The following is a 26,529-nucleotide window of genomic DNA, read 5'->3' as shown; positions in this document are numbered from 1 at the left end:
CAGTGCACTACGGCAGTTGTTGGTTCACCGCTTGGCCGTCGCCGGCGGTGGCCTGCAGATTGCCTTTCAATGAGGCCTTGAACGGCCCATCGCTGTTCAGCAGCCCTTTCAACTGCAGCTCGAGGTTGCCGTCTCCCGTCAGCGGCACCGGCTGCCATCCCCATTGCTGCAAGATGTTGATCGGTACCGAACGGCCGTGCAGCGTCAGCTGGAACGGCTTGCCCGGCAGCTGATCGACGGTCGCTTTGGCCTCAAGCAACCCATTGGGCATAAAGGCGCTGAGCTCGGTGACGGCGATCTGGTTGGCGTCGGCGTTCAGCGCCAGCGAAGGGCGCCGCACGTCGATTTTGTTGAAGGTGGCCTCGCTGCCGTTCAGGTTCAGCGAACCGGACCAAATGCCCCACTGGTGGTCGCGCGCCAGCAGCAGGTTGCTGCCGTAACCGTCCAGCGCGGTGATCTGGAACGGGAATGCCGGGTTGATATCGATAATCAGATTGCGGTTGGTGGTCAGCTTGGTGACGTACACCTCTGCCAGCCAGTCCGGCAGCGGTTTCAGCCACAGCTCGCGCCAGTCGATCGGCAGGGTGTACTCCAGCGCCGCCATGGCCACTTCATCCAGCTGCAGGCGTTTGCCGGCGCGCAGCCAGTTGCCGGAGGTGCGCAGCAGCCCGCCTTCCCAGCGGGTGGTGAACTGCTGAATGGCGATGCCGGCGGAAGAGAGCCGCAGGGTGGCGATCGGATCGATCAGGTGGAAACCGCCGTTGACCACGTCGCCGGCGTTGACGTTGAGCGAGCCGTCTTCACTGCGCCAGTCGCCTTTTTCGACGCTGACGTTTTGCAGCGACAGGTCGAGATCGTTAACCGCCCACGCCTTGCCTTCCAGGCGCGCATCGATCAGATCGAAACGCTTGAGGGTGACCGGCGGCAGAGCGGTGAAGCGCCGCATGAATTCCGCCAACGTCATCGGGGTCTGCATGCGCACGCCGCTCAGCCGCAGGCGATCCACCTGCCAGCTGCCGTCGGTGGCGCGGCTGGCCACGCCGGTCAGGTCGCCCTGCGCCAGATCGGCGCCGAAGTTGTTCAACAGCAACTGGCCCTGTTTTTGCTCCCCCTGCACCAACACCTTCGAGGCGGGGATGCCGTTCAGCGTCATCGAACCGGCGCTGAACTGGAACTGGTTGTTGTCCCCCAGCAGATGGCCGGCCAGCGGGCGCCACGGCGTGATGCCGGCATTGACCTGCTGCGCGTTGAGCTGCCACTCGCTATCGTTGGACTGCAGCGCCATGTTGCTCAGTTGCAGCACGTCGGCCTGTACGGGCAGCGCAGCAGCCTGTGGCTGCACGTTCAGCGTGCCGTCGCGCAGCGTGACGCTGTAAAAATAGCGCGGTTCGGTGATTTGGCGCAGGCTGAGGCCGAGATCGACGCGTTTGGCGACCAGCGCCTGAGGTTGGCCGCTGCGCGCCAGCTGCACGTCTTCCAGACCGATCTGGCCCGGCTGATTCCACGAGTGGGTGATTTTTCCTATCGACAGGCGGTATTCGCTGTTGTCGCTGATCCAGGCGCTTAGACGGCCTGCCGCCCAGCGGGTTTGCCCCACCAGATACAGCACCACCGCCGCCAGCACGATCAGCAGCAGCAACGTCAGCAACAGCTTTCCGATAAATTTCATCGTCTACATCCGCATCGGTCAAAAAAGATACCCTGTTTATGCCGCAATTGGCCGGGCATCTCAAGGGCAATGGTCTGATAGACAATAAAAAACGGCCGCAAGCGGCCGTTTGAACGCCAATGGGCGGGTTACTTTTTTTCGTGTTCCTGCGGGAACACCAGGTTCAGCACGATGGCGGTAATGCCGCCGGCGGCGATACCGGAAGAGAGCAGGGTTTTCAGCCAGTCCGGCGCGAACTGCAGGATCAGCGGCTGCTGGGAGACGCCCATGCCGACGGCCAGCGACAGCGCCATGATCATGATGGCGCGCCGGTTCAGGCGTTCGCGCGACACGATGCGCACGCCGGAGGCGGCGATGGTGCCGAACATCACGATGGTCGCGCCGCCCAGTACCGGCTCGGGGATGTGCTGCACGAAGCCGGCCACCGCCGGGAACAGCCCCAGCGCGATCAGCATCAGCGCCACCACGAAGCCGACGTAGCGGCTGGCGACGCCGGTCAGCTGGATCACGCCGTTGTTCTGGCCGAAGCAGGAGTTGGGGAAGGTGTTGAACACCGCCGACAGCATCGAGTTCAGGCCGTTGGCCAGTACGCCCCCTTTCAGACGCTTCATGTACAGCGGCCCGCTGACCGGCTGTTCGGAGACGTCAGAGGTGGCGGTGATGTCGCCGATGGTTTCCAGCGAGGTGACCATAAAGATCAGCATCAGCGGCAGCAACAGGTTCCAGTCGAAGCCCAGGCCGTAATAGAGCGGCGTTGGAATGGTAATCGCCGCCGTCGGTGCCGCCGGAGCGTCGGTGGGCAGCATGTCCATCGCCCAGGCCAGCAGGTAGCCGACCGCCATGGCGATCACCAGCGAAGCGACGCGCAGGTAAGGGTTGCGCTGGCGGTTCAGCAGGATGATGACCGCCAGCACCGCGCCGGCCAGCAGCAGGTTTTTCGGCGAGCCGAAGCTGTGGTCGTTCATCGCGGCATAGCCGCCGCCGATCGAGGTCAGGCCGACCTGAATCAGCGACAGGCCGATGATCATCACCACGATGCCGGAAACCAGCGGGGTGATGATGCGGCGCGCCAGATGCAGCACGCGCGACAGCAAAATTTCGGTGCAGGAGGCGACCATCAGGGTGCCGAACAGCGCGGCCATCATGGTCGGCACGTCGGCGCCGCCGTTTTTCAGCGCCAGGCCGCCCATGATCAATGGCGAAACGAAGTTGAAGCTGGTGCCCTGAATCGACAGCAGCCCGGAGCCCACCGGCCCCCAGGTTTTGATTTGCAGAATGGAAGCCAGACCGGAAGCGAACAGCGACATGCTGATGATGTGTTGGGTATCCTGCGCCGGCAGACCCAGCGCCTGGCAGATCAGCAGCGCCGGAGTGATCACCGCAACGAACATCGCCAACAGGTGCTGGCCGGCGGCAAACAGCGTTTGTGGCAGCGGCGGGCGGTCTTCGAGGCGATAAATCAGTTCGCTGGCGCGGGGTTCAGAGGCGGTTTGGCGTGCGGCATCAAGCTCGGAGGATGACATGCTCATGGTGTGGCGTTTCCAGATACGGCAAAGCAGGCATTTTAATGCGCCGCCCCGCAAAAGCAAACGGTTGCGCCTAAATATTATGTTGCCGACTTTCCCGTTTATGTCGCATTTTCATTCATTTTTTCTTGTCATCTCAGCGTTTTTTACTTCTAATCCTGCACTCATCAAGTTTAAAAACTACGTGGTTTTCTATAACTTATTATTTTTATTTGGATCTTTTCCCTTACATGGAGTACCTGGATGTTTCATCTTGATACTTATGGCACGTTAGTCGCGGCGACGCTGGTTTTGCTCCTTGGGGGCAAGTGCGTCAGAAGCATTCCTCTGCTGCGAAAATATACCATTCCCGCTCCCGTCGCTGGCGGTTTGCTGGTGGCCCTCCTGCTGTTAGTCCTGAAAAAATTCGCCAACTGGGAAATCAGCTTTGACATGTCGTTGAAGGATCCGCTGATGCTGGCCTTCTTCGCCACTATCGGCCTGAACGCCAACCTGGCGCGGTTGCGCGCCGGCGGCAAAGCGCTGATGGTATTCCTGTTCGTGGTGTTGGGGCTGCTGCTGGTGCAGAACGCCATCGGCATCGGCATGGCGAAAATGCTGGGGCTGGATCCGTTGATGGGCCTGATCGCCGGTTCGATCACCCTGTCGGGCGGCCACGGCACCGGGGCGGCCTGGAGCAAGCTGTTCATCGAGCGCTACGGCTTTGAAAACGCGACGGAAGTCGCCATGGCCTGCGCCACCTTCGGCCTGGTGCTGGGCGGCCTGATCGGCGGCCCGGTGGCGCGCTATCTGGTTAAACACTCCTCTACGCCGGAAGGCACGCCGGAAGACAGCGTGCAGCCGAGCGGTTTCGAGAAGCCGGAAAGTGGCCGCCTGATCACCTCGCTGGTGATGATTGAAACCATCGCCATGATCGCCATTTGTTTGAGCCTGGGGCAGCTGATTGCCGGTCTGCTGAGCGGTACGGTGTTTGAACTGCCTAACTTCGTTTGCGTGCTGTTCGTCGGGGTGATCCTCAGCAACACGCTGGCCTTCACCGGTTTCTATACCGTGTTCGAGCGGGCGGTATCGGTGCTGGGCAACGTCAGCCTGTCACTGTTCCTGGCGATGGCGTTGATGAGCCTGCGCCTGTGGGAGCTGGCTTCGCTGGCGCTGCCGATGCTGGCGATCCTGGCCGTACAGACGCTGGTGATGGCGCTGTACGCGATCTTCGTCACCTACCGGGTAATGGGCAAGAACTACGATGCGGCGGTGCTGGCCGCCGGCCACTGCGGCTTCGGCATGGGCGCCACGCCGACGGCGATCGCCAACATGCAAGCGATCACCGATCGCTTCGGCCCGTCGCACCTGGCGTTTCTGGTGGTGCCGATGGTGGGGGCGTTCTTTATCGATATCGCCAACGCCATCGTCATCAAGCTGTATCTGCTGTTGCCGGTGTTCCCGGCGGTGGGGTGATATCGCGAGTGACTAGTCCTGATATAGGTTGACACTTTTCAGCCGGATAACGCCCGATGAACCTCATCGGGCGTTTTGTATTTCAGCGACAGGTGCGGCCGCCGCGTGTTGTACAAGTTCACCGACTCCCTGACCATCTTTCTTGCCTGCGCGATATCTTCTGGCCTGCCGAGCAGGTATTCCGTTTTGAGTATCCCGTTTATCCGTTCCGCCAGCGCGTTCTGATAACAGTCATACCCGTCCGTCATCGAACAGGTGATGCCATATCTCTGATGTAACGCCTGATATTCCTGTGAGCAGTACTGGATACCCCTGTCCGAGTGGTGCACCAACGGCAACGCCGTGCGTCTGCCGGCCAGTGCCATTTTGAACGCGCAGGCGACATGCCGGGTATGCAGACTGTCATGCACATGATACCCCACGATTTTTCTCGACCAGGCATCCGTTACCAGGCTGACATACGCCGTCCCTGTTCTCAGCGGCAAGTAGGTGATATCCGCCACCCATACCTGTTCCGGACGGCTGGCTATGACCTGGTTGTCCCCCGCCTTCAGCAGGTTGGGATGACGATAAAAACGATGATGGCTCTGCGTCGTCTTGTGATATGCCCGTTTAGGCATCACCAGTAACCGCGCGCAGCGCAGGATACTGAACAGCCGGTCGCGCCCCACATGCAATGCCGGTTCGGGGCGTTGCCGCAACAGGTGATGCAGCTTACGTGTCCCCAGCCGGGGCTGGTGCAAGCGGATGGCCGTCACCTGTTCGACGAGATGCCGGGTCTGCTCCTCTTTGCCTGCTTCACGCTGCAGGGACTGATACCACGCTTGTCGGCTGATGCCCATCCATCGGCAGGCCCGCGTTACTGTGAGTCCCGGTACTTGTGTTTGCGCGATAAGGCGGTTAGCTGCTTTTTTGTCAGCGTGGCGCCAAAGTCGGTGTTCATCACTTTGACGACAGCCTCGAAGAACTGGGCTTTGACTTCAGATTCAGCCAGTTGCTGCTCAAGTTCTTTAATACGCTGTTCGGGCGTCAGGGGGAGTTTGGGCATATTGTCTCCGCACGTTCTGGTGGAAGGAGAAGTCCGCCAGTCAAGCTGACCGTATTTGCGCAGCCAGTTCATGACGGTTACGTTGCCCTGGATACCATAACGGTCTGTGGCCTGACGGCAAGTCATTTCGCCTTTTTCGACCTGTTCGACGACGGCCAGTTTAAAGGATAGAGAGTAATCGCGTTGTGTGCGTTTAATATACTGGTTCATCACATTTTCCTCTGTGCGTGAGTAAAATGTGTCAACGCTATTCAGGACGGGTCAGAGTCATCATGAGAAGGGCGCCTGCGGCGCCCTTTTTTATGCGTTAGAGTAGCGCGCCTTCTCCGGCAGCCAGCGTTCGATCAGCGCCTGGGCGTGTTCCGGGTAGTGCTGATGGAGATGGCGAGCGACGCGTTGCACTTCGGGGATCATCGCCTGGTCGCGCAACAGGTCCGCCACCTTGAATTCGGCGCTGCCGGTCTGGCGGGTGCCCAGCAGCTCGCCCGGGCCGCGGATCTCCAGATCGCGCTGCGCGATGACAAAGCCGTCGTTGCTGTCGCGCAGCACCTGCAGGCGCGTTTGCGCGGTTTTGCTCAGCGGCGTTTTGTACAGCAGCACGCAGTGTGAAGCCACCGCGCCGCGCCCTACGCGGCCGCGCAGCTGGTGCAGCTGCGCCAGGCCCAGCCGTTCCGGGTTTTCGATGATCATCAGGCTGGCGTTCGGCACGTCGACGCCGACTTCGATCACCGTGGTGGCGACCAACAGCTGCAGCTCGCCCTGTTTAAACGCCTGCATCACCGCCTGCTTTTCCTGCGCTTTCATGCGGCCGTGCACCAGCGCCACCTTCAGCTCCGGCAGCGCGGCTTTCAATTCTTCCCAGGTGGCTTCCGCCGCCTGCGCTTCCAGCAGCTCGGACTCTTCGATCAGCGTACACACCCAGTAAGCCTGCCGTCCTTCTTCCAGACAGGCGCTTTTCACCCGTTGAATGATGTCGGCGCGGCGGGTATCGGGAATGGCGACGGTGGTCACCGGCGTACGGCCCGGCGGCAGCTCGTCGATAACCGAGGTATCGAGATCGGCATAGGCGGTCATCGCCAGCGTGCGCGGGATTGGCGTGGCCGTCATGATCAGCTGATGGGCGTGGAAGCCCTGTTCTTCGCCTTTCTCCCACAGCGCCAGCCGCTGATGCACCCCGAAGCGGTGCTGCTCATCAATGATCACCAGCGCCAGGCCGTTGAACTGAACCTGCTCCTGGAAGATGGCGTGGGTGCCGACCACCATCGATACCTGGCCGCTGGCGATGGCTTCCTGCTGCGCGATGCGCGCCTTGCCTTTCTGTTTGCCCGCCAGCCAGCCGACCTCCAGCCCCAACGGCTCGAACCACTGGCGGAAGTTGTTGGCATGCTGTTCGGCCAGCAGCTCGGTCGGCGCCATCAGCGCCACCTGCTTGCCGTGCGCGATGGCGCGCAGCGCCGCCAGCGCCGCCACCAGCGTTTTGCCGGAGCCGACGTCGCCCTGCACCAGCCGCATCATCGGGAAGTCTTTTTGCATATCGGCTTCGATGTCGGCCACCACGCGCGTTTGCGCGCCGGTTGGCGAGAACGGCAACTGGGCGAGAAAACGGTTTTTCAGCCGATCGTCCGGCAGCAGCGGCTGCGCCTGATAACTCTGCGCGCCGGCGCGCACCGCTAGCATGCTGAGGTTATGCGCCAGCAACTCTTCGAGGATCAGACGCTTTTGCGCCGGGTGTTTGCCCAGCTCCAGATCCGCCAGCTGGATGTCCGGCGGCGGGCGATGCAGGGTGTGCAGCGCCTGCGGCAGGCTCATCAGGCCGCCGCTCAGCTCCGGCGGCAGCAGTTCGGCGATGGCGCAGGTATCCAGCAGCTCCAGCGCCTGGTCGGTCAGCTTGCGCAGCGTGGCCTGCCGCACCCCCTCGGTGGTGGGGTAGACCGGCGTCAGCGACTCCTGCAGCTCAACCTCGCTGGTTTCGCCCTGAATACGGTATTCCGGATGGATGATCTCCGCGCCGTGGTTGCCGCGTTTGATCTCGCCGTAGGCGGTCACGCGGCGGCCGGTGGCCAGGCTGTTCTTCATTGCGGCGTTGAAGTTGAAGAACCGCATGGTGAGGATGCCGGTGCCGTCGCTGATCTGGCAGGTCAGCATGCGGCGGCGGCCGAAGCTGATGTCGCTGCGCAGCACTTCCCCTTCTACCGTGGCGTAGATGCCCGGCAGCAGATCGTTGATCGGGTAGAGGCGGGTGCGGTCTTCGTAGCGCAGCGGCAGGTGCAGCAGCAGATCCTGAATGGTGTCGAGGCCAAGCTTGGCCAGTTTGCCCGCCTGGCTGGCGCCAACCCCGGAAAGCGTGGTGAGTGGGACAGCATCCAGCAGGCGGCCTTTCATTTGCGCACCGTCGCCTGCATGGCCGCCCACCATTCGGCGCTGGCGACCACCTGGCCCTGTTCGTCGATCTGCGGACGCGGCAGCCCCTTGCGCTTGGCCACGTTGGCCAGCACCGGATAGCCGCCTTCGAACAGCAGACGCTGCTGCTCTTCTTCGTCCAGCATGCTGTTGTCGCGGCGATACAGGCCGGCGTTTTGCCGCTGGCGCTGCGCCTCATACAGGATCAGCGCCGAAGCCACGGAGACGTTGAGCGATTGCACCATGCCGATCATCGGAATGACGATGTCTTGATCGGCGAGCGCCAGCGCTTCTTCGGTGATGCCGGTTTTTTCCTGGCCGAGCAGCACGCAGGTTGGCCGGGTGTAGTCCACCTCGCGGAAATCGACCGCGCGCGCAGACAGGTTGGTGGCCAGAATTTGCATGCCCTGCGCTTTCAGGTGACTGACCGCGTCGCCGATGGTGGGATGGGTTTTAACGCTGACCCAACTGTTACTGCCGGCGGCGGAGGAAACCAGGGTGCGCATGCGGGTGGTGGGCCACACGGCGTGGACCTGATGCACGCCGACGGCGTCGGCGGTGCGGATAATGGCGGAGACGTTATGCGGTTTGTGCACTTGCTCCAGGCAGACCGTCAAATCCGGCTGCCGGGTCGCGAGCATTTCACAAATCCGCGCATAGCGTTCAGGACTCATAAGCGCTAGTTTCGGTTGCGGTTAACTTTGATCACATCCGGCATGATACGGATTTTACGCATAATGTTTGCCAAATGGATGCGATCGCGGGTGGTCAAGCGGATAAAGGCGCTATAAACCCGACCGTCTTTCTCTTCGGTGTTCAGGCTCTGAATATTGGATTCGGCCGCGTTGATTGCCGCCGTCAGGTTGGCCAGCGCGCCCTGGTGGTTAAACATATCCACCTTGATCTCGGCGATGAACTCCTGCTCGGTCTCTTTATCCCACTCGACCGCCATGAACTTCTCAGGCTCTTTCTGATAGCCGCGAATATTGCGGCAGGATTCATGGTGGATCACCAGCCCTTTGCCCGGGCTGACGTGAGCGATAATCGGGTCGCCCGGAATCGGACGGCAGCACTTGGCGAAGGTGATCAACACGCCGTCGGCGCCCTTGATGGCCAGGTTGCGCACGCCGGAGGTGGTGCCCAGGCTGGACTGATCGCCCTGCAGGTTCTTCGCCACCACTACGCTCATGGCGTTGCCGAGGCCGATTTCCGCCAGCAGATCGTCCAGCGTCGCCAGCTTCATGCGGTCCAGCTCGTGCTGAATGTTTTCCTGCGGGATTTCGGCCAGCTTGCGGCTGCCGCCCAACGCATGGTTGAGCAGACGGCGGCCGAGGCCGACGGAGTCGTCGCGCTTGAGGTTCTTCAGCATCTGGCGAATCTTGGCGCGCGCTTTCGAGCTGACCACGAAGTTCAGCCAGGCGGCGTTGGGCCGTGCGCCCGGCGCGGTGATGATCTCGACGGTCTGGCCGCTGGTCAGCGACTGCGACAGCGGGTATGGCTGACGATCGACGCGTGCGCCGACGCAGGCATGGCCGATATCGGTATGCACCGCATAGGCGAAGTCGACAGGCGTGGCGCCGGCGGGCAGCTCGACGATGCGGCCTTCCGGGGTGAAAACGTAAATCTCATCCGGGAACAGATCGGATTTGACGCTCTCGATAAATTCAAACGAACTGCCGGCGCTTTGCTGCAGCTCCAGCAGGCTTTGCATCCAGCGTTGGGCGCGGATCTGCGCCGTGGTGCCGGTTTCGCCCTGTTCTCTTTCCTTGTAAGCCCAGTGCGCGGCCACCCCCATCTCAGCCATCTGATCCATGTCTTCGGTGCGGATCTGCACTTCGACCGGCACGCCGTGCGGGCCGATCAGCGAGGTATGGAGCGATTGATAGCCGTTGGCCTTGGGAATGGCGATGTAATCTTTGACCCGCCCCGGGCGCGGTTTATACAGGCTGTGCACCTGGCCGAGCACGCGGTAGCAGGTATCGACCTCTTTTACGATCACCCGGAATGCGTAGATATCCATGATGGAATGGAAACGCTGTTCTTTCAGGTGCATCTTGAGGTAGATGGAGTAGAGGTGTTTTTCCCGCCCGCTGACACGGCAGGCGATGCCGGCCTCGGTCAGCCGCCCTTCGATCTCGGAGAGGATTTTTTGAATCATCTCTTTGCGGTTGCCGCGCGCGGCTTTCACCACTTCCTTGATCACGCGATAACGGTTCGGGTACAGCGCCTCGAAGCCCAGCTCTTCCAGCTCGGTTTTCAGGTGATGAATACCCAGACGGTGGGCGAGGGGGCTGTAGATTTCCAGGGTTTCACGCGCGATGCGCCGGCGTTTGTCGGGGCGCAGCGAACCGAGGGTGCGCATGTTGTGCGTACGGTCGGCCAGCTTGATCAGCACGACGCGGATATCCTGCACCATCGCCATGATCATCTTGCGGAAGTTTTCCGCCTGCGCTTCTTTCTTGTCCTGGAACTTCAGCTTGTCGAGCTTGGAGACGCCCTCAACCAGTTCGGCGACGCTCTTGCCGAACAGCTGTTCCATATCTTGATAGGTGGCTGGGGTGTCTTCGATGACGTCGTGCAACAACGCCGCCATCAGCGTCTCGTGATCGAGACGCATTTCCGCCAGGATGCAGGCCACGGCGACCGGGTGAGTAATGTAGGGCTCACCGCTGGAGCGTGTCTGACCCTCGTGCGCGTCGCGCGCGACGAGGTATGCCTGTTTGAGGCGCTTAATCTGCTCCTCGGGCAGGTAACGTTGAATCAGCAGATTCAGGCTTTCAAACAGGTACAAGGCGGACTCGCAGTCTAATTAACGACGACCTTCAGCAATCGCGGTAACCGCTTGAATCTCTGCGGCTTCCTGCTCTTGCTGTTCCTGGCGCTCACGCACGTCGAGGATCTGGCTGGTGATCAGGCCTTCTTCGATTTCGCGCAGGGCGATAACGGTGTACTTGTCGTTCTCTTCCGGAACCAGTGCATCTTTGCCGCCGGTCTGGATCTGACGCGCCCGACGAGCAGCGACCAACACCAGGTCAAAACGGTTACCAATTTTCTCTACAGCGTCTTGAACAGTTACGCGTGCCATATTTGTGCTACTCCACAGGTGACGAAAAGACTGGGCATGATACTGAAACTGCCTTCAGTCTGCCAATAGTTTGCTGATTAAAGCGTCATGCCGCAGCAACTGGCGGCCCAAACGCAGGCGTTCGGCGCGAATGATGGTCTTCAGATCGGACAGCGCCAGATCGAAATCATCGTTCACGATCAGGTAATCGTACTCCGCGTAATGCGTCATTTCCGCCACGGCCTGAGCCATGCGTTTGGCGATCACCTCTTCGGAATCCTGCCCGCGCCCACGCAGGCGGCGGCCCAGTTCTTCCTTCGACGGCGGCAGAATGAAGATGCTGCGCGCCTGCGGCATTTTGGCGCGGATTTGCTGCGCGCCCTGCCAGTCGATATCCAGAAACACATCCACGCCGGTCGACAAGACTTGTTCGATGGCGGCGCGCGAGGTGCCGTAATAGTTGCCGAACACTTCGGCGTGCTCAAGAAACGCGTCCTGCTCAATCATCCGGCGGAATTCGTCTTTCGAGACGAAGAAATAGTGCTCGCCGTGATTTTCACCCGGGCGACTGTCGCGCGTGGTGTGCGAAACCGAAACCTGCGTGTCGTACAGCGGTTGCGTCTTTAACAAAGCCTGAATCAGACTTGATTTACCTGCGCCACTGGGAGCAGAGACAATATAAAGCGTGCCTTGAGCCATGATGATGTTCGTTGATAACGGTTGATATGCCAAAAACAGCGGATGTGTATTTTCTCCGCACAGTATACACGGCTAACGCGCCGGGTGCAGCGTTAGCTCGCATTTTGCCCGCGGCTTTGCGTGGAAAAAGCGCCGAAAGGGCGAATTTGCGCGTCGAAGGGCGACATTTTTGCAGTTTTGGCCTCGGCGGCGGCGCGTTGCCGCCCCGAGATCAGTGATCCGGATGCTGGTAGTTGAACACCGGCAGGCCGAGGCGGAAGCGCAGGGCGATAAGACGCGCGCTCAGGCCGGCGACCAAGGTGAGGATCACCACCAGATTGTGCGGCAGGCTGAGGTGCTGCAGGCCGATATACAGCCAGGCGGCGCTGAAGGAGATGCCGGCGTAGATCTCCTTCTGGAAAACCAGCGGGATGCGGTTGCAGAACATATCGCGCAGCACCCCGCCAAAGACGCCGGTGATCACCGCGGCGATGGCGGCGATAATGGCGCTGTGCCCCATATCCAGGGCCACCTGCGCGCCGATGATGGAGAAGACGATTAGGCCGACGGCGTCGAGCACCAGGAACAGGCGGCGCAGATGGCGCATCAGAGGAGCCACCCAGGTGGTGACGATCGCCGCTATCGCGACGATGACGATGTATTCCGGGTGTTTGACCCAGCCCAACGGAAAATGCCCGAGCAACATATCGCGCACCGACCCGCCGCCGATTGCGGTGACAGAGGCGATGATGATCACGCCGAACATGTCCATTTGGCGGCGGCCGGCCGCCAGCGCGCCGGTCATGGCTTCGGCGGTGATGCCGATGATATAAAGGATGCTCAGTAACATAAGGGGTTCACAGCGTAATTGCGTCAGAATGATGGCCGGCAGGGTAATCGCCGCCGAGGACGCGCGCCACTGAGTTTTTTTCACCGATGGCGCTTCGGATTAATATGGCTAATCCAAACTCCATTTTTATTGCCGATAACCAGCCTTTTTTAACATCTGGCTGTTAATGAAAGCATTAGAAATTTCGCGCTAATTTCCATCGCTGACTATGACTTTTGCAGCGAATCCTTCAACCGAAAAATCGAGACTGCAGATGAAAAACTCCCCGAGACTGGCCGCCGGCGCCATGGTGGCCGCCCTGCTGCTGAGTGGCTGCGTGGCGCCAGGCCACCAGGCTGTTTCCCCCGCCCCGACTTGTCGCATCGGCGATCCGCTGGTGCAGACAACGCTCTACTTCGGCCTGAACCGGCCGGCGGGGCCGGCGATCACCGCCGCCGAGTGGCAAACCTTCGTCGATAGCCAGGTGACGCCGCGTTTTAAAGACGGGCTGACGGTGTTTGATGCCAAAGGGCAGTGGCTGGGTCACGACGGCAAGCTGGCGCGCGAGAACAGCAAGGCGCTGCTGTTGATCCATGCGCCGGGCAAAGAGAGCGAGGCGAATATCGAGGCGCTGCGCAGCGGCTATAAGCAGCAGTTTGCGCAGGATTCGGTAATGCGGGTGGATGCGCCGGTGTGCGTGGCGTTTTAAAGCGAACTCCCGGCCCTGCGGCCGGGAGTGGGGATTACAGCACCAGGCCGGCGATGGCCGCCGACAACAGGCTCACCAGCGTCGAGCCGTAAACCAGCTTCAGGCCAAAACGGGAAACCACGTTGCCTTGCTGCTCATTCAGCCCCTTGATGGCGCCGGCGACGATGCCGATGGAGGCGAAGTTGGCGAACGACACCAGGAACACCGACAGAATGCCCAGCCCGCGCGGCGACAGCTCCGCCGCGATTTTCTTCAGCTCAATCATCGCCACGAATTCGTTGGCCACCAGTTTGGTCGCCATGATGCTGCCCGCCTTCAGGGCCTCTTCCGCCGGGATGCCGATCAGCCAGGCCAGCGGATAGAACACGTAGCCGAGGATTTGCTGGAAGCTGATGCCTAGCACCGCCGAGAACAGCGCATTGACGGCGGAGATCAGCGCGATAAAGCCGATCAGCATTGCCGCGATGATCATCGCAATTTTGAAGCCGGCCAGAATGTACTCGCCCAACATTTCGAAGAAGCTCTGATCTTCGTGCAGCTTGTTCAGCTTCAGCTCCGGCTCGTCTTCGACCTGATACGGGTTGATGATCGACAGGATGATGAAGGTGCTGAACATATTAAGGATCAACGCCGCCACCACGTACTGCGCGTCGATCATCGACATGTAGGCGCCGACGATGGAGAGCGATACCGTCGACATGGCGGTCGCGGCCATGGTGTACATGCGGCGCGGCGAGATGTCGCCGATGATGCCCTTGTAGGCGATGAAGTTCTCCGACTGCCCCAGCACCAGCGTGCTGACGGCGTTGAACGATTCCAGCTTGCCCATGCCGTTGACCTTGGACAGCAGGGTGCCCACCAGACGGATGATCAGCGGCAGGATGCGGAAATGCTGCAAAATGCCGATCAGGGCGGAAATAAAGATGATAGGGCACAAAACGCCCAGGAAGATAAACGCCAGGCCATCTTTGCTCATGCCGCCGAACACGAACTCCGACCCTTGTGCGGCGTAGGCGAGCAGGGTGTCGAAGAAGCCGGCGACGTGTTTGATCACGCTGAGCCCGCTGGCGGAGTGCAGGAAGAAATAGGCCAGCGCGCCTTCGATCACCAACAGCTGGATGATATAGCGCAGGCGGATTTTCTTGCGATTATTGCTGACCAGCAGCGCCAGGGCGATGATCACCACCAGGGCCATAATAAATTGCAGAATTTGTGGCATAAACGGTCCGTACGGTTCACGGGCAGGAAAAAAACACATTTAGCCACAGCATCGCCGTCCTTTCATTACCTTGCGTGATAATTAGAACAAAATACTTATGGCGTGCGGGATATCTTGCCGATTGTCATCCGCACGCGCTGCTCGGCAGTTTTTCATAAGCCCCCGAAGTGCCTTAGTGAGCCGTCTTCCATGATGCCTGTCGGCTCGCAGCCTGATGCAACCACCGTCCCGCACGTTCAGGCACCTGGAATCTGGCTCGCAATGGGCGATTTTTCATGGCGCAAAGCGTGGCTTTCTTGGCTGAGGAAGAGAAACATGTTTGGACAAGGCGCCGGTCGCGATAGGCGCGCATTTTATCGAACAAGGAGGAGAACGATGAATATCGGCACGTTGCTCAGGGCGCTGGCCAACGGCGTTAATCCCGACACCGGCGAGCTATTGAGACCGGCTTCAGCGGCCTGCGCGCCGGAGGCTATCCGCCTGCTGTTCGCGTTGGCCGACGAGTTTGACGGTGAATCTGAACTGCAGAAAAAAGCCAGACTGACGCCGGAAGAAAAGCGGCAGAAGAATCTGGCCGAGGGCCGGCCGGCCAATGCCTACTTCCCCTGGCCGGAAGAAGAAAAACTGCGGCTGCGCGAGAGCCATGCGGCCGGGGCGACGCTGGAGGCGCTGAGCGATGAGTTCGAGCGTTCAACCTGGAGCATTGCGGTGCAACTGCAGAAAATGGGGTTGATCGGTGAGGAACAGGCGGCCGCCTATCGCTGATTTATAGCCATAAAAAAGCCCGCGTGGCGCGGGCTTGATGGTGTGCGGAGCGGATCACTCGATGTTCTGGATCTGCTCGCGCATTTGCTCGATCAACACCTTCAGCTCGATGGCGGAGGCGGTGACGTCGGCATTGATTGACTTGGAGGCCAGGGTGTTCGATTCGCGGTTGAATTCCTGCATCATAAAGTCGAGGCGGCGGCCGACGGCTTCTTTCTTCTTCAGGATGTTGTGCGTCTCTTTCACGTGCGCTTCCAGGCGGTCCAGCTCTTCGGCGACGTCGATGCGCTGCGCCATCAGCACCAGCTCTTGCTCCAGGCGAGTGTTTTCCAGCTGCACCTGCGCCTCTTCCAGCTTGCTGACCAGGCGCTCGCGCTGCCATTGCAGGATGTTCGGCATCTGGGCGCGCACTTTGACCACTTCGGCGCTGACGCCGTCGAGGCGCTGTTCGATCAGCGTTTTCAGCGCGGCGCCTTCGCTTTCGCGTGCGACGATAAAGTCATCCAGCGCGCCGTCCAGCGCTTGCATCAGCTCGGCGCTGATGGCGTCCAGATCCTGCTCCTGCGCGGACATCACGCCCGGCCAGCGCAGCACGTCGATCGGGTTGATTTCTCCTTCGTCGCTCTGCATTTTCACCCAGTTGGCGGCTTCGACCAGCTGTTTGGCCAGTTTTTCGTTCAGGATCAGCGAGCTTTGCGCGCTTGGATCCAGTTCGAAACGCAGGTTGCATTCGACTTTGCCGCGGGTCAGGCGGCCACGGATACGTTCACGGATCACCGGCTCCAGGCTGCGGAATTGTTCCGGCAGGCGGATGTAGGTTTCTAAGTAGCGCTGGTTAACGGAACGCAGCTCCCAGGCTGCGCTGCCCCATTCACCCTTGATTTCACGCCGGGCGTAGGCGGTCATGCTGCGGATCATTGATGCGTACCCGTAATAGGAAAAGATGGGGCGATTATAGCGTCGCGGCTGCGGGCAGGATAGGCATTACGTCACGAAGCCCGTATAATGCGCAGCCAATAGTTGATTTGAAGCCGGAGAGAGCCCATGCGTCCTGCAGGCAGAGCACCACAGCAAGTTCGCCCCCTGACACTGACCCGTCACTATACCAAACACGCTGAAGGTTCAGTGCTGGTTGAGTTTGGCGATACCAAAGTCTTGTGCACCGCCACGGTAGAAGAGGGCGTTCCGCGCTTCCTGAAAGGCCAGGGGCAAGGTTGGATCACCGCCGAGTACGGCATGCTGCCGCGCTCCACCCACAGCCGCAACGCCCGTGAAGCCGCCAAAGGCAAACAGGGTGGCCGCACGCTGGAGATCCAGCGCCTGATCGCCCGTTCGCTGCGCGCCGCGGTGGATCTGAAAAAGCTCGGTGAATTCACCATCACTCTCGACTGCGACGTACTGCAGGCCGACGGCGGTACCCGCACCGCTTCCATCTCCGGCGCCTGCGTGGCGCTGGCCGATGCGCTGAACACCCTGGTGGCCAACGGTAAGCTGAAAGCCAATCCGATGAAGGGCATGGTGGCGGCGGTTTCCGTCGGCATCGTCAACGGCGAAGCGCTGTGCGATCTGGAGTATGTGGAAGATTCCGCGGCGGAAACCGACATGAACGTGGTGATGATGGAAGACGGCCGCATGATTGAAGTGCAGGGCACCGCCGAAGGCGAGCCGTTCAGCCACGATGAGCTGTTGGCGCTATTGGCGCTGGCCCGAGGAGGCATCGAAACCATCTTCCAGGCGCAGAAAGCGGCGCTGGCGGACTAATTTTTCAAGGCGACTGAGAAGTCGCCTTTTTTATGCCCGCCGATCGGGCGGCAGTAATGACAAGACCCAAGCAGATTCAGACGAGGAGAAGCAGTAATGAAAGCCTATCAGCGCCAGTTTATCGAGTTCGCGCTTAACAAGCAGGTATTGAAATTCGGCGAGTTCACCCTGAAATCCGGCCGCACCAGCCCGTATTTCTTCAACGCCGGCCTGTTTAATACCGGGCGCGATCTTGCGCTGTTGGGGCGCTTCTATGCCGAAGCCCTGATGGATTCCGGCATCGATTTCGATCTGCTGTTTGGCCCGGCCTATAAAGGCATTCCTATCGCCACCACCACGGCGGTTGCGCTGGCGGAACACCATGAGCGCGACGTGCCTTACTGCTTTAACCGCAAGGAAGCCAAGACCCACGGCGAGGGCGGTTCGCTGGTGGGCAGCCCGCTGCAGGGCCGCGTGATGCTGGTGGACGATGTGATCACCGCCGGTACCGCGATCCGTGAGTCGATGGAAATCATCGGCGCCAGCGGCGCTTCGTTGGCGGGCGTGCTGATCTCCCTCGACCGGCAGGAACGCGGCCGCGCGGACATCTCCGCCATTCAGGAAGTGGAACGCGACTACCACTGCAAGGTGATTTCGATCGTGACGCTGAAGGATCTGATCGCCTATCTGGAAGAGAAACCGGAAATGGCGGACCACCTGGCGGCGGTGCGCGCTTACCGCGAGCAGTACGGGATATAAGTAAAAACGCCGGGCATGCCCGGCGTTATCGTTATTGCAGCTGGGCCGCCAGGAGCGGCCAGCGGGCGTCGAATTCCTGCGTTGGACGATAGCGGAATTCCGAACGCACATAGCGCGACAACATGCCTTCGCAGAAGGCCAGCAGCTGGCTGGCCAGCAGCGTTTCATCGACGATAAAGCCTTTGCCTTCGCGCAATTTGCGCTCTTTCAGCACCTGACGCAGCTGCGCCTCGATGCGTTCGAACAGCTGGTTGATGCGGCCCTGCAGGCGATCCTGTTCAAACATCAGCGCGTGGCCGGTCATGATGCGCGTCAGCCCCGGGTTGCGTTCTGCAAAGCCCAGAATCAGCAGTAAAATCAGGCGCAGACGACTAAACGTCTCTTTCTCGTCCTGCAAGATCAGGTTGATGCGGGTGATCAGGCTGTCTTCGATAAACTCGATCAGACTGTCGAACATCCGTGTCTTGCTGGGGAAATGCCGGTACAGCGCAGCTTCAGAAACACCCACGTTCGCGGCGAGCTTGGCGGTGGTAATGCGCTGGCTGCCGTCGCTGGATTCCAGCATCTGGGCTAACGCCTGCAATATTTCCTCGCGCCGATTCCTTTTCGTATTTTCTTTTTCTGCCATGTCTGATTAGACCCTTGCTAAAACTTAACTGACGGAAACCCGGGCACCGGCCGCTGCAGAGCAGGCTCTGTGCGGCTTATGTGATAGCTTTTTTACGATGCTGGGGTCAGCGGCCTTAACGGCCTTTTTCCGCGCTGCCTGGTGTGCGCTGCAATTGTCGCGGTAAAACCTTGCCGCAGAGACATCCTTCTCCCCGGAAAGGCAAGGTTCAGGCGACGTTTCCCTGCCGGCCATCGTGCATTGAGTGGCGCTTAGTGGCGCCCCGAGTGGCCGAAGCCGCCTTCGCCGCGCTCGCTGCTGTCGAACTCTTCCACCAGGTTGAACTCGGCCTGCACCACCGGCACGAAGACCATCTGCGCGATGCGTTCGCCCGGTTCGATAGTGAATGACTTCTGGCCGCGGTTCCAGACCGACACCATCAGCTGGCCCTGATAATCGGAGTCGATCAGACCGACCAGATTGCCCAGCACGACGCCGTGCTTGTGGCCCAGGCCTGAGCGCGGCAGGATCACCGCCGCCAGGCCGGCGTCGGCGATATGGATCGCGAGACCGGTAGGCAGCAGCGTGGTTTCACCCGGCGCCAGCTCCACCGCGCTGTCCAGGCAGGCTCGCAGGTCGAGACCGGCGGAGCCCGGAGTGGCGTAGGTCGGTAGCGGGAAATCCTGACCGATGCGCGGGTCGAGGATCTTAACGTCGATTTTTTTCATCATAACGGCTGACTATCTCGTCTATTAAACGTTGGCCAAGGAGTGCCTTGTCGCTCAGCGCCAGGCGTTTCTCTCCATCCTGCCAAAAAAGGTGCAGGGCATTGGTGTCGCTGTTGAACCCGTGCTCTGCAAGCGATACATCGTTAGCGCAAATCAAATCCAGCTTCTTACGCGCCAGTTTTTGCCGCGCGTATTCTTCCACATTCTGGGTTTCGGCGGCAAACCCCACGACAAACGGTCGATTTTTGGTCATCGCCGCCACGCCGGCGACGATATCGGGGTTTTTTACCATCTTGAGGACGATTTCATCACCCTGTTTTTTTATTTTTTCATCGGCGATCCGCTCGGGACGGTAGTCGGCTACGGCGGCGCAGGAGATGAAAATCTGCTGCTGAGCGGCGCGCTGTTGCACCGCCTGTTCCATCTCCAGCGCGCTGGTGACGTCCACGCGTGTGACCTTCGGCGGTGTCGGCAGGCTCACCGGCCCGGCGATCAGCGTCACCTGCGCGCCGCGGGCGGCGGCGGCGCGGGCGATGGCGAAGCCCATTTTGCCGGAGCTGTGATTGCTGATGAAGCGTACCGGATCCAGCGCTTCGCGCGTCGGGCCGGCGGTGATCATAACCTGCAAATGTTGCAGATCCTGCGGGGCGGAGAAATGACCGTTCGCCAGCTCGACGATGTCCAGCGGATCCAGCATGCGGCCCGGGCCGACGTCGCCGCAGGCCTGGCTGCCGCTGTCCGGCCCCCAGAGCAGCATGCCGCGCGCCTGCAGCGTTTGCAGGTTGGCCTGCGTGGCGGCGGCGCGATACATCTGCTGGTTCATGGCGGGGGCGGCGGCGATAGGGGCGTCGGTCGCCAGGCAGACGGTAGTCAGCAGATCGTTGGCCATGCCGGCGGCGACGCGCGCCAGCAGATCGGCGGTCGCCGGCGCCAGAATCACCAGATCCGCCCATTTGCCGAGTTCGATGTGGCCCATGGCGGCTTCGGCGGCGGGATCCAACAGATCGTCGGACACCGGGTGGCCGGAAACGGCCTGCAGCGTCAGCGGCGTAATGAACGCCTTGGCGGCGTGGGTCATCACCACGCGCACTTCCGCGCCCCTGTCGCGCAGGCGGCGCACCAGCTCTGGGCATTTGTAGGCGGCGATGCCGCCGCTGATGCCAAGCACAATATGTTTGCCGGAAAGTCCCGTCATCATCATTGTCCGATTGAAAGCCGAAAGATGCGCCATTTTAGCATATCCGCCGTTCAGGTGAGCGATTCCGCAATGGCTGCAGGGCGTTACATTGTGCTTTGCGAAACACTTCGCAATGTTATCAAACACCTGTCGAACGCGCCGGGGGCGCATGGCATGCTGTAGCCCTTTCAGGGAGGAACACGATGAGCAACCCGACTGTGGCGTGCTGGCCGGGCGCGCTGGCGCCGCGTGAAAAGCTGTTGATGCAGGGGGCCGCGGCGCTGTCCGACGCAGAGCTGTTGGCCATTTTCTTGCGCACCGGGTTGCCCGGCGTGCACGTAATGCAGCTGGCGGAGCAGCTACTGCGCCGATTCGGCTCGCTTTACCATCTGATGTCGGCCGATCATCAGGCGTTTTGCAGTCAAAAAGGCTTGGGCGACGCCAGCTATACGCAGCTGCAGGCGATTGCCGAGCTGGCGCTTCGCTTCTTTTCCAGCCATCTCTCGCAGGAAAACGCCATGCTTAACCCGCGCGTCACCCAGCATTATCTGCAAAGCCTGCTGGCACATCGTGAGCGAGAGGTCTTTTTGGTATTGTTTTTAGACAATCAGCATCGGGTTATTCGCCATCAGGAGATGTTTGCTGGTACCATCAGCAGCGTCGTCGTCTACCCGAGAGAAATTGTGCGTGAAGCGTTGAAGGCTAATGCCGCCGCGCTGATTCTCGCGCATAATCACCCCTCGGGTAAGGCTGAACCCAGTGATGCCGACCGTTTGATAACTGAACAGGTAGTGAAAGCCTGCCAGTTATTGGAGATCCGAGTGCTCGATCATTTGGTGATCGGTCGGGGTGAATGCGTCTCTTTTGCCGAGCGCGGATGGCTTTAAGCGATTTTTTCGCGATCCTTGTGGGATCTTTAGCTGTTCGGGACTTGAGCACTTACGCTTCAGAGCGTATACTACGCCACCTTTGAGAATCTTGGGTTTGGCGCAAGAGCCTATCTCAGCAGGTTTCTGACCTGATGTGTGGTTTCTACCTGATGACGAGAGTCTCCTCAGTATGAAGTTTGCTGAGATGGGCTCTAAAAGCCTGACGAGGCGGCCATACCCTATACGAAGCTCGAGCTGATTTGATTTTTGGAGAATAGACATGTCCCGAGTCTGCCAAGTTACTGGCAAGCGCCCGGTGAGCGGTAACAACCGTTCCCACGCAATGAACGCGACCAAACGCCGTTTTCTGCCTAACCTGCACTCACACCGTTTTTGGGTTGAGGCTGAGAAGCGCTTTGTAACTCTGCGTGTATCTGCTAAAGGTATGCGTGTTATCGATAAGAAGGGTATTGAGACGGTTCTGGCCGATCTGCGTGCCCGTGGTGAGAAGTATTAAGGAACTGAATCATGGCTAAAGGTGTTCGCGAGAAGATCAAGCTGGTTTCTTCTGCTGGTACTGGTCACTTCTATACCACCACGAAGAACAAGCGTACTAAGCCGGAAAAATTGGAACTGAAGAAATTCGATCCAGTTGTCCGTCAGCACGTAGTATACAAAGAAGCTAAAATTAAATAATTTTAGTGGATTAATGAAAAACCCGGCCTTGGCCGGGTTTTTTGTTTTATAAAGGGTAGAAAACATCGGAGGGGAAGCCAGATGCCTGAATTACCGGAAGTTGAGACGAGCAGACGTGGTATAGAGCCTTATCTTGTCGGCCACAGCATTCAGTATGCGGTGGTGCGCAACGCGCGCCTGCGCTGGCCGGTTTCCGAGCAGATCCTGACGCTGAGCGATCAGCCGGTGCTCAGCGTGCAGCGTCGGGCCAAATACCTGCTGATTGAGCTGGAGCGCGGTTGGATTATCGTGCATCTGGGCATGTCGGGCAGCCTGCGCATGCTGCGTGAGGAAAACGAAGACGAAGCCGGCAAACACGACCACGTCGATCTGGTGATCAACAACGGTATGATCCTGCGTTATACCGATCCGCGCCGCTTCGGCGCCTGGCTGTGGTGCGAAGACCTGGCGACCAGCAGCGTGTTGGCGCATCTGGGGCCGGAACCGCTGAGTGAGGCGTTCAACGGCGACTACCTGTATGAAAAATCACGTAATAAGCGCACGCTGATCAAACCGTGGCTGATGGATAATAAGCTGGTGGTCGGGGTCGGTAACATTTACGCCAGTGAATCGCTGTTCAGCGCCGGGATCCTGCCCGATCGTCCGGCGGGATCCTTGACCAAAGCCGAAGCGGCGCTGTTGGCGAAGACCATCAAGGCGGTGTTGCAACGCTCCATCGAGCAGGGCGGCACCACATTGCGCGACTTTTTGCAGTCGGACGGGAAACCGGGGTACTTCGCGCAGGAGCTGCAGGTTTACGGACGGGCGGGAGAACCGTGCCGCACATGCGGCACGCCGATTGAATCCGCCAGGCACGGGCAGCGCAGCACCTTCTTTTGCCGACGCTGCCAGCGCTGAGCATCACGCGGCGGCGAGCTTCGCCATCAGCGCCTGAGTGACCACATCGGGCAGGAAAGGCGCGATATCGCCGCCGTGGCGGGCGACCTCCTTCACCAGTGATGAGGAGATGAACGACCACTCTTCGGAAGGCATCAGGAACACGCTTTCCAGCGTCGGCATCAAATGGCGGTTCATGTTCGCCAGCTGCAGTTCGTACTCAAAGTCAGACACCGCCCGCAGGCCGCGCACCAGGATATTGGCATTCTGGTGAGCGGCGAAATGCGCCATCAGCTCGCTGAAGCCCAGTACCTCCACATTGTCCAGATGCGAGGTGACCTGCGTCGCCAGCGCCACACGCTCATCCAGGCTGAACAGCGGCTTTTTGCTCGGGCTGGCGGCGATGGCCAGAATCACGTGATCGAACATCAGCGACGCGCGCGTCACTAAATCCAGGTGGCCGTTGGTCATGGGATCGAACGTCCCGGGATAGATGGCTTTGCTGGTCATGATTCACTTCTCTGAGTAGTTGCGGCCCAATGCCCATAATGCGGCATATTTATTGAAGGTATATTGCGCGTTGACCACCGCTAACAGCAACCCCTGTTTACCGTCGAGGAAGCCGGCCCGCAGCAGCCAGGTTTTGACGAAGGCGCCGAGCGTGTGGGTCAGGATGGACAGATAGCCGCAACGCTTGCCGGCCCGGTGGCGCTGTGTGGCCCACTCTTCGGCATAGCGCAGCTGTTTGCGCTGAAAGGCGAAGAAGTCGCGGCAGGTCAGGTGCAGCATATCGCCGCTGAGGGGGATCACTTTGGCGTCGCCGATGTTCAGCGACTCGTGCACCAGATCGTCGTTATAGCGATAGCGTGAATTGGCGTACAGGCGGTTGACGCGGTCGGGATACCAGCCGCTGTGGCGCATGAAGCGGCCAAGGAACAGGTTGCGCCGCGCGCAGCTGTAAACGGCGCCGTCGTCCGGCGCGTTCAACACCCGCTCGATGGATTGCCGCAGTTCGGGGGTGACGCGTTCGTCGGCGTCGATCATCAATACGTAGTCATGGCTGGCGTAGCTTTGCGCCAGCTGGCGCTGCTTGCCGAATCCTTGCCAGTCGGTGTGCGTGAAGACTTTGGCGCCCAGACTTTCGGCGACGGCGACGCTGTCGTCCTCGCTGCCGGAGTCCAGCACGATGATTTCATCGGCCCAGGCGACCGAGCGCAGGCAGTCCGGCAACAGCCCGGCTTCGTTTTTGGCGATCATCACCACCGACAGGCTTTTGCGGCTGCTCATTCAGTGACTCCGGGGCGGCAGGTGCGGTTCCAGCAGCTGCAGCAGGCGCTGCAACGCTCCCTGATTCTGATACAACACTTCCACCGCATGGCGGCCGTAGTAACGGCGGTAGTCTTCGTCGGTCAACAGGGTTTCCACTTCCTTTACCAGCGAATCCACGTCGGTCACGGTGATCAGGCCTTCGGCCTGCGAAAGCTTGGCGCAGATGTCTTTAAAGTTGAAGGTGTGCGGGCCCATCAGCACCGGGATGGCGTGGGCGGCGGCTTCCAGCGGGTTATGCCCGCCACGTTCCACCAGGCTGCCGCCGACAAAGGCCAGATCGGCGATGCCGTACAGCAGCATGAGTTCGCCCATGGTATCGCCGATCACCACCTGGGTGCTGCCGGACGGGATTTCGCCGCTGCTGCGCAGGGTGTAGCTGAAACCGGCCTTCTGTACCAGTTCCTTGGCGGTCGGGAAGCGTTCCGGGTGACGCGGCACCAGGATCAGCAGCAGGTCGGGGTGTTTTTCCAGCAGCTTGCGGTGCGCTTCGAGCAGGATGGTTTCTTCGCCTTCATGGGTGCTGGTGGCGATCCACACCGGGCGGCGCGGCGCCCATTGGCGGCGCAGCGTAACGGCGCGGGCGGCCAGTTCCGGGGTGACGGAGATATCGAATTTCAGGCTGCCGGTAACGGCCAGCTGCGAGCGTTTCAGGCCCAGTTCGATAAAACGATCGCCGTCTTCCTGGTTCTGTGCGGCGATCAGCGTAATGCGGCGCAGCATATCGCGCATGAATCCGCCAATTTTCTTATAGCCGGCGGCGGATCGCGCCGACAGGCGCGCATTGGCGATCACCAGGGGGATTTGCCGCTGATGCAGTGCGTTGATCAGGTTAGGCCATAGCTCGGTTTCCATGATGATCACCAGCTTGGGATTCACCTGGTCGAGGAAGCGGTTCATGGAACCGGGCAGATCGTAGGGCAGATAGACATGATGCACGTCTTTGCCGAAAGCGGACTGGACGCGTTCTGAACCTGTCGGGGTCATTGTGGTCACAGTTATCGGCAAAGCGGGGTAACGATGGCGCAGCGCCCGCACCAGCGGGATGGCCGCCAGCGTTTCGCCGACGGAGACGGAATGCAGCATAATGCCGCCCGGCACGACTTTCCCGGCGCAGAAGCCATAGCGTTCCGCCCAGCGTTTACGGTAGGCTGGAGCTTTGCGGCTGCGCAGCAGTAAGCGGAGCCAGATCAGGGGTTGGATGAGGTAGAGTAGTACCTGATATAAACGCAGCAACATTCTATCAATTTCATTTATATGGGTTATTCGGAATAGTACCATAACTGGAAGGGAAAGGCGCTAATTTGGTAACCTTGGGTGTCAGTTTCAGACAACCGGCGAGCGATTTCGCCGATAGGCTCGGAATGAAGAATATTTTAATTATTCGCCGCGACAACATCGGCGATCTTGTTTGCACCACGCCTCTGATTGAAGGGGTGAAAATTGCCTATCCAGACGCAAAAGTTTATCTGCTGATCAATAAAGTCAGCCAGGACGTCGTTAAAAACAACCCTCATCTCGAGAAAGTCTTTGTCTATAAAAAGGCCAAGCATAAGGCGAAAAATGAAACGACGTTGGGCGTTTATTTCGAACGTCTGATGATCTTCCTGAAGCTGCGCAAAATAAAGTTCGATGCGGTCATTCTGGCCAACCCGGTGCCTTGCAAATACAGCCTGCGTTTAGCGAAAATGGCTGGCGCCACCCATATCATCGGCGCCGATTTGGGCACGAAAGATATTCAGCGCCCGTTCCGCAAGGACGATTTCCGCGGTCTACATCAGGTCGAACACACCTACAGCTATTTATCGGCGATAACCGATCAAACCATTCCGATCCCGCCGGTGCGGGTATTTCTGACGCCGGAAGAGCGGCAGCTGGCGGCGCAGCGGCTGCAGGAACGCCTGCCGTCGGTCGAACGGGTTTGCGCCGTGCATATCAGCAGCCGCAGCCCGAAAAGGCGCTGGCCGGTTGAACGCTATGCCGAAATCATCAACCGCCTGACCGCCGATCCCCGCACCGGCGTGCTGATCTTCTGGTCGCCGCAGGGCACGCTGGCGCCGGACGACATCGGCGATCAGCAGCGCGCAGAACAGCTGTTGGCGCTGTGCCAAAACGAACGCGTCGCGCTTTATCCGACGGCCTCGGTGCGCGAGCTGTTAGGCGGGTTCGATTTATGCGACCGGGTGCTGTGCAGCGACGGCGGGCAGATGCATCTTGCCGCCGCGCTGAATAAGGATATGGTGGTGTTCTTTGGCGATACCGATAAAACGTCCTGGCATCCATGGACCGGCCGTCATCATATTTTGCAGAGTGAGTCGGGGCACTGTGAAGATGTTTCTGTCGATGAGGTTTGGCAGAAAATGCAGGCGCTAAGCTAGCGAAGAAAATA

26 protein-coding genes and 1 pseudogene are annotated in these 26,529 nt (G+C 59.8%); 10 read left to right on the top strand and 17 right to left on the bottom strand.

Annotation, left to right across the window (positions count from 1 at the left end):
• Positions 1-7: 7 nt before the first annotated feature.
• Together SERRSCBI_RS23215 and SERRSCBI_RS23210 are read right to left on the bottom strand one after the other, a co-directional pair.
• Positions 8-1,669: an AsmA family protein gene (locus SERRSCBI_RS23215; protein ID WP_042785600.1), complete on the bottom strand. Its 1,662-nt coding sequence runs from the start codon at positions 1,667-1,669 to the stop codon at positions 8-10.
• Positions 1,670-1,797: 128 nt separating this feature from the next.
• Entirely contained in the window at positions 1,798-3,198 is a 1,401-nt protein-coding gene (locus SERRSCBI_RS23210; RefSeq protein WP_042785599.1) for an NCS2 family protein, read from the bottom strand.
• A 240-nt stretch (positions 3,199-3,438) separates the two neighbouring features.
• Between SERRSCBI_RS23210 and gltS the strand changes: the two genes are divergently transcribed.
• Entirely contained in the window at positions 3,439-4,650 is a 1,212-nt protein-coding gene (gltS, locus tag SERRSCBI_RS23205; RefSeq protein WP_033645177.1) for a sodium/glutamate symporter, read from the top strand.
• A gap of 12 nt (positions 4,651-4,662) precedes the next feature.
• On the opposite strand, the pseudogene SERRSCBI_RS23200 reads toward gltS, so the two are convergent.
• The 7 genes and pseudogenes from SERRSCBI_RS23200 to SERRSCBI_RS23165 form a co-directional block, all read right to left on the bottom strand.
• Positions 4,663-5,908: pseudogene (locus SERRSCBI_RS23200) on the bottom strand (IS3 family transposase).
• A gap of 90 nt (positions 5,909-5,998) precedes the next feature.
• Positions 5,999-8,080, bottom strand: coding sequence for an ATP-dependent DNA helicase RecG (gene recG / locus SERRSCBI_RS23190; protein WP_042785598.1), 2,082 nt, complete (start codon positions 8,078-8,080; stop codon positions 5,999-6,001).
• Positions 8,077-8,772, bottom strand: coding sequence for a tRNA (guanosine(18)-2'-O)-methyltransferase TrmH (gene trmH / locus SERRSCBI_RS23185; protein WP_042785597.1), 696 nt, complete (start codon positions 8,770-8,772; stop codon positions 8,077-8,079). The genes recG and trmH overlap by 4 nt, the downstream gene beginning before the upstream one ends.
• A 5-nt stretch (positions 8,773-8,777) precedes the next feature.
• Positions 8,778-10,889 (bottom strand): bifunctional GTP diphosphokinase/guanosine-3',5'-bis pyrophosphate 3'-pyrophosphohydrolase, encoded by a 2,112-nt coding sequence (gene spoT / locus SERRSCBI_RS23180; protein WP_015379445.1) that lies wholly within the window; start codon positions 10,887-10,889, stop codon positions 8,778-8,780.
• Between the two features lie 18 nt (positions 10,890-10,907).
• A complete protein-coding gene (gene rpoZ, locus SERRSCBI_RS23175; RefSeq protein WP_004931221.1) occupies positions 10,908-11,183 on the bottom strand; it encodes a DNA-directed RNA polymerase subunit omega in 276 nt (91 codons plus the stop codon).
• Between the two features lie 54 nt (positions 11,184-11,237).
• Complete coding sequence (gene gmk / locus SERRSCBI_RS23170; RefSeq protein WP_033636481.1) at positions 11,238-11,861, bottom strand: guanylate kinase; 624 nt, start codon at positions 11,859-11,861, stop codon at positions 11,238-11,240.
• A gap of 211 nt (positions 11,862-12,072) precedes the next feature.
• Complete coding sequence (locus SERRSCBI_RS23165; RefSeq protein WP_025304704.1) at positions 12,073-12,690, bottom strand: trimeric intracellular cation channel family protein; 618 nt, start codon at positions 12,688-12,690, stop codon at positions 12,073-12,075.
• A gap of 253 nt (positions 12,691-12,943) precedes the next feature.
• Here SERRSCBI_RS23165 and SERRSCBI_RS23160 point away from each other — a divergent pair, with 253 nt between their 5' ends.
• Entirely contained in the window at positions 12,944-13,378 is a 435-nt protein-coding gene (locus SERRSCBI_RS23160) for a DUF3574 domain-containing protein (protein ID WP_042785595.1), read from the top strand.
• 34 nt (positions 13,379-13,412) lie between these two features.
• On the opposite strand, the gene SERRSCBI_RS23155 is transcribed toward SERRSCBI_RS23160, so the two are convergent.
• Positions 13,413-14,597 (bottom strand): NupC/NupG family nucleoside CNT transporter, encoded by a 1,185-nt coding sequence (locus tag SERRSCBI_RS23155; protein ID WP_004931212.1) that lies wholly within the window; start codon positions 14,595-14,597, stop codon positions 13,413-13,415.
• A 375-nt stretch (positions 14,598-14,972) separates the two neighbouring features.
• On the opposite strand from SERRSCBI_RS23155, the gene SERRSCBI_RS23150 reads away from it, so the two are divergent.
• Complete coding sequence (locus tag SERRSCBI_RS23150; RefSeq protein ID WP_042785594.1) at positions 14,973-15,362, top strand: hypothetical protein; 390 nt, start codon at positions 14,973-14,975, stop codon at positions 15,360-15,362.
• A 54-nt stretch (positions 15,363-15,416) separates the two neighbouring features.
• Here SERRSCBI_RS23150 and SERRSCBI_RS23145 read toward each other — a convergent pair whose 3' ends face one another.
• Positions 15,417-16,280, bottom strand: a complete 864-nt coding sequence (locus tag SERRSCBI_RS23145) for a YicC/YloC family endoribonuclease (RefSeq protein WP_015379441.1) — start codon at positions 16,278-16,280, stop codon at positions 15,417-15,419.
• 126 nt (positions 16,281-16,406) lie between these two features.
• On the opposite strand from SERRSCBI_RS23145, the gene rph reads away from it, so the two are divergent.
• Both rph and pyrE read left to right on the top strand, forming a co-directional pair.
• On the top strand, positions 16,407-17,123 hold the full coding sequence (gene rph / locus SERRSCBI_RS23140; RefSeq protein ID WP_025160305.1) for a ribonuclease PH: 717 nt from the start codon (positions 16,407-16,409) through the stop codon (positions 17,121-17,123).
• Positions 17,124-17,219: 96 nt separating this feature from the next.
• The gene (pyrE, locus tag SERRSCBI_RS23135) at positions 17,220-17,861 is read left to right on the top strand and encodes an orotate phosphoribosyltransferase (protein ID WP_042785593.1); all 642 of its coding nucleotides are present in this window, start codon (positions 17,220-17,222) and stop codon (positions 17,859-17,861) included.
• 31 nt (positions 17,862-17,892) lie between these two features.
• Here pyrE and slmA read toward each other — a convergent pair whose 3' ends face one another.
• The 3 genes from slmA to coaBC form a co-directional block, all read right to left on the bottom strand.
• The gene (gene slmA, locus SERRSCBI_RS23130) at positions 17,893-18,489 is read right to left on the bottom strand and encodes a nucleoid occlusion factor SlmA (RefSeq protein WP_033652258.1); all 597 of its coding nucleotides are present in this window, start codon (positions 18,487-18,489) and stop codon (positions 17,893-17,895) included.
• Between the two features lie 251 nt (positions 18,490-18,740).
• A complete protein-coding gene (gene dut, locus SERRSCBI_RS23125; protein WP_033652257.1) occupies positions 18,741-19,199 on the bottom strand; it encodes a dUTP diphosphatase in 459 nt (152 codons plus the stop codon).
• Positions 19,177-20,394 carry a bifunctional phosphopantothenoylcysteine decarboxylase/phosphopantothenate--cysteine ligase CoaBC gene (gene coaBC / locus SERRSCBI_RS23120; protein ID WP_033634306.1) on the bottom strand — a complete coding sequence of 406 codons (1,218 nt, stop codon included), beginning with the start codon at positions 20,392-20,394 and terminating at the stop codon, positions 19,177-19,179. The genes dut and coaBC overlap by 23 nt, the downstream gene beginning before the upstream one ends.
• 182 nt (positions 20,395-20,576) lie before the next feature.
• Here coaBC and radC point away from each other — a divergent pair, with 182 nt between their 5' ends.
• The 4 genes from radC (at position 20,577) to mutM (ending at position 22,835) form a co-directional block, all read left to right on the top strand.
• Complete coding sequence (gene radC / locus SERRSCBI_RS23115) at positions 20,577-21,260, top strand: DNA repair protein RadC (RefSeq protein WP_042785592.1); 684 nt, start codon at positions 20,577-20,579, stop codon at positions 21,258-21,260.
• 262 nt (positions 21,261-21,522) lie between these two features.
• Positions 21,523-21,759, top strand: a complete 237-nt coding sequence (rpmB, locus tag SERRSCBI_RS24440) for a 50S ribosomal protein L28 (RefSeq protein WP_004931195.1) — start codon at positions 21,523-21,525, stop codon at positions 21,757-21,759.
• An 11-nt stretch (positions 21,760-21,770) separates the two neighbouring features.
• The gene (rpmG, locus tag SERRSCBI_RS23110; RefSeq protein ID WP_002442576.1) at positions 21,771-21,938 is read left to right on the top strand and encodes a 50S ribosomal protein L33; all 168 of its coding nucleotides are present in this window, start codon (positions 21,771-21,773) and stop codon (positions 21,936-21,938) included.
• Between the two features lie 81 nt (positions 21,939-22,019).
• Positions 22,020-22,835: a bifunctional DNA-formamidopyrimidine glycosylase/DNA-(apurinic or apyrimidinic site) lyase gene (mutM, locus tag SERRSCBI_RS23105; RefSeq protein ID WP_042785589.1), complete on the top strand. Its 816-nt coding sequence runs from the start codon at positions 22,020-22,022 to the stop codon at positions 22,833-22,835.
• A 3-nt stretch (positions 22,836-22,838) separates the two neighbouring features.
• Here the strand turns inward: mutM and coaD are convergent, their stop codons facing one another.
• The 3 genes from coaD to waaA are packed head-to-tail and all read right to left on the bottom strand — an operon-like array spanning position 22,839 to position 25,379.
• A complete protein-coding gene (gene coaD, locus SERRSCBI_RS23100) occupies positions 22,839-23,324 on the bottom strand; it encodes a pantetheine-phosphate adenylyltransferase (RefSeq protein WP_033645183.1) in 486 nt (161 codons plus the stop codon).
• A gap of 3 nt (positions 23,325-23,327) precedes the next feature.
• Positions 23,328-24,101, bottom strand: a complete 774-nt coding sequence (locus SERRSCBI_RS23095) for a glycosyltransferase family 2 protein (RefSeq protein WP_033645184.1) — start codon at positions 24,099-24,101, stop codon at positions 23,328-23,330.
• Positions 24,102-25,379, bottom strand: a complete 1,278-nt coding sequence (waaA, locus tag SERRSCBI_RS23090) for a lipid IV(A) 3-deoxy-D-manno-octulosonic acid transferase (RefSeq protein ID WP_019452200.1) — start codon at positions 25,377-25,379, stop codon at positions 24,102-24,104.
• Positions 25,380-25,504: 125 nt separating this feature from the next.
• On the opposite strand from waaA, the gene SERRSCBI_RS23085 reads away from it, so the two are divergent.
• Positions 25,505-26,518, top strand: a complete 1,014-nt coding sequence (locus SERRSCBI_RS23085; RefSeq protein WP_042785588.1) for a glycosyltransferase family 9 protein — start codon at positions 25,505-25,507, stop codon at positions 26,516-26,518.
• The last annotated feature ends 11 nt before the right edge of the window (positions 26,519-26,529 follow it).

This window comes from Serratia sp. SCBI, from assembly GCF_000747565.1.
In the GTDB taxonomy this organism is placed as follows: Bacteria; Pseudomonadota; Gammaproteobacteria; order Enterobacterales; family Enterobacteriaceae; genus Serratia; species Serratia ureilytica.
This window is presented reverse-complemented; position numbering and strand designations above follow the sequence as displayed.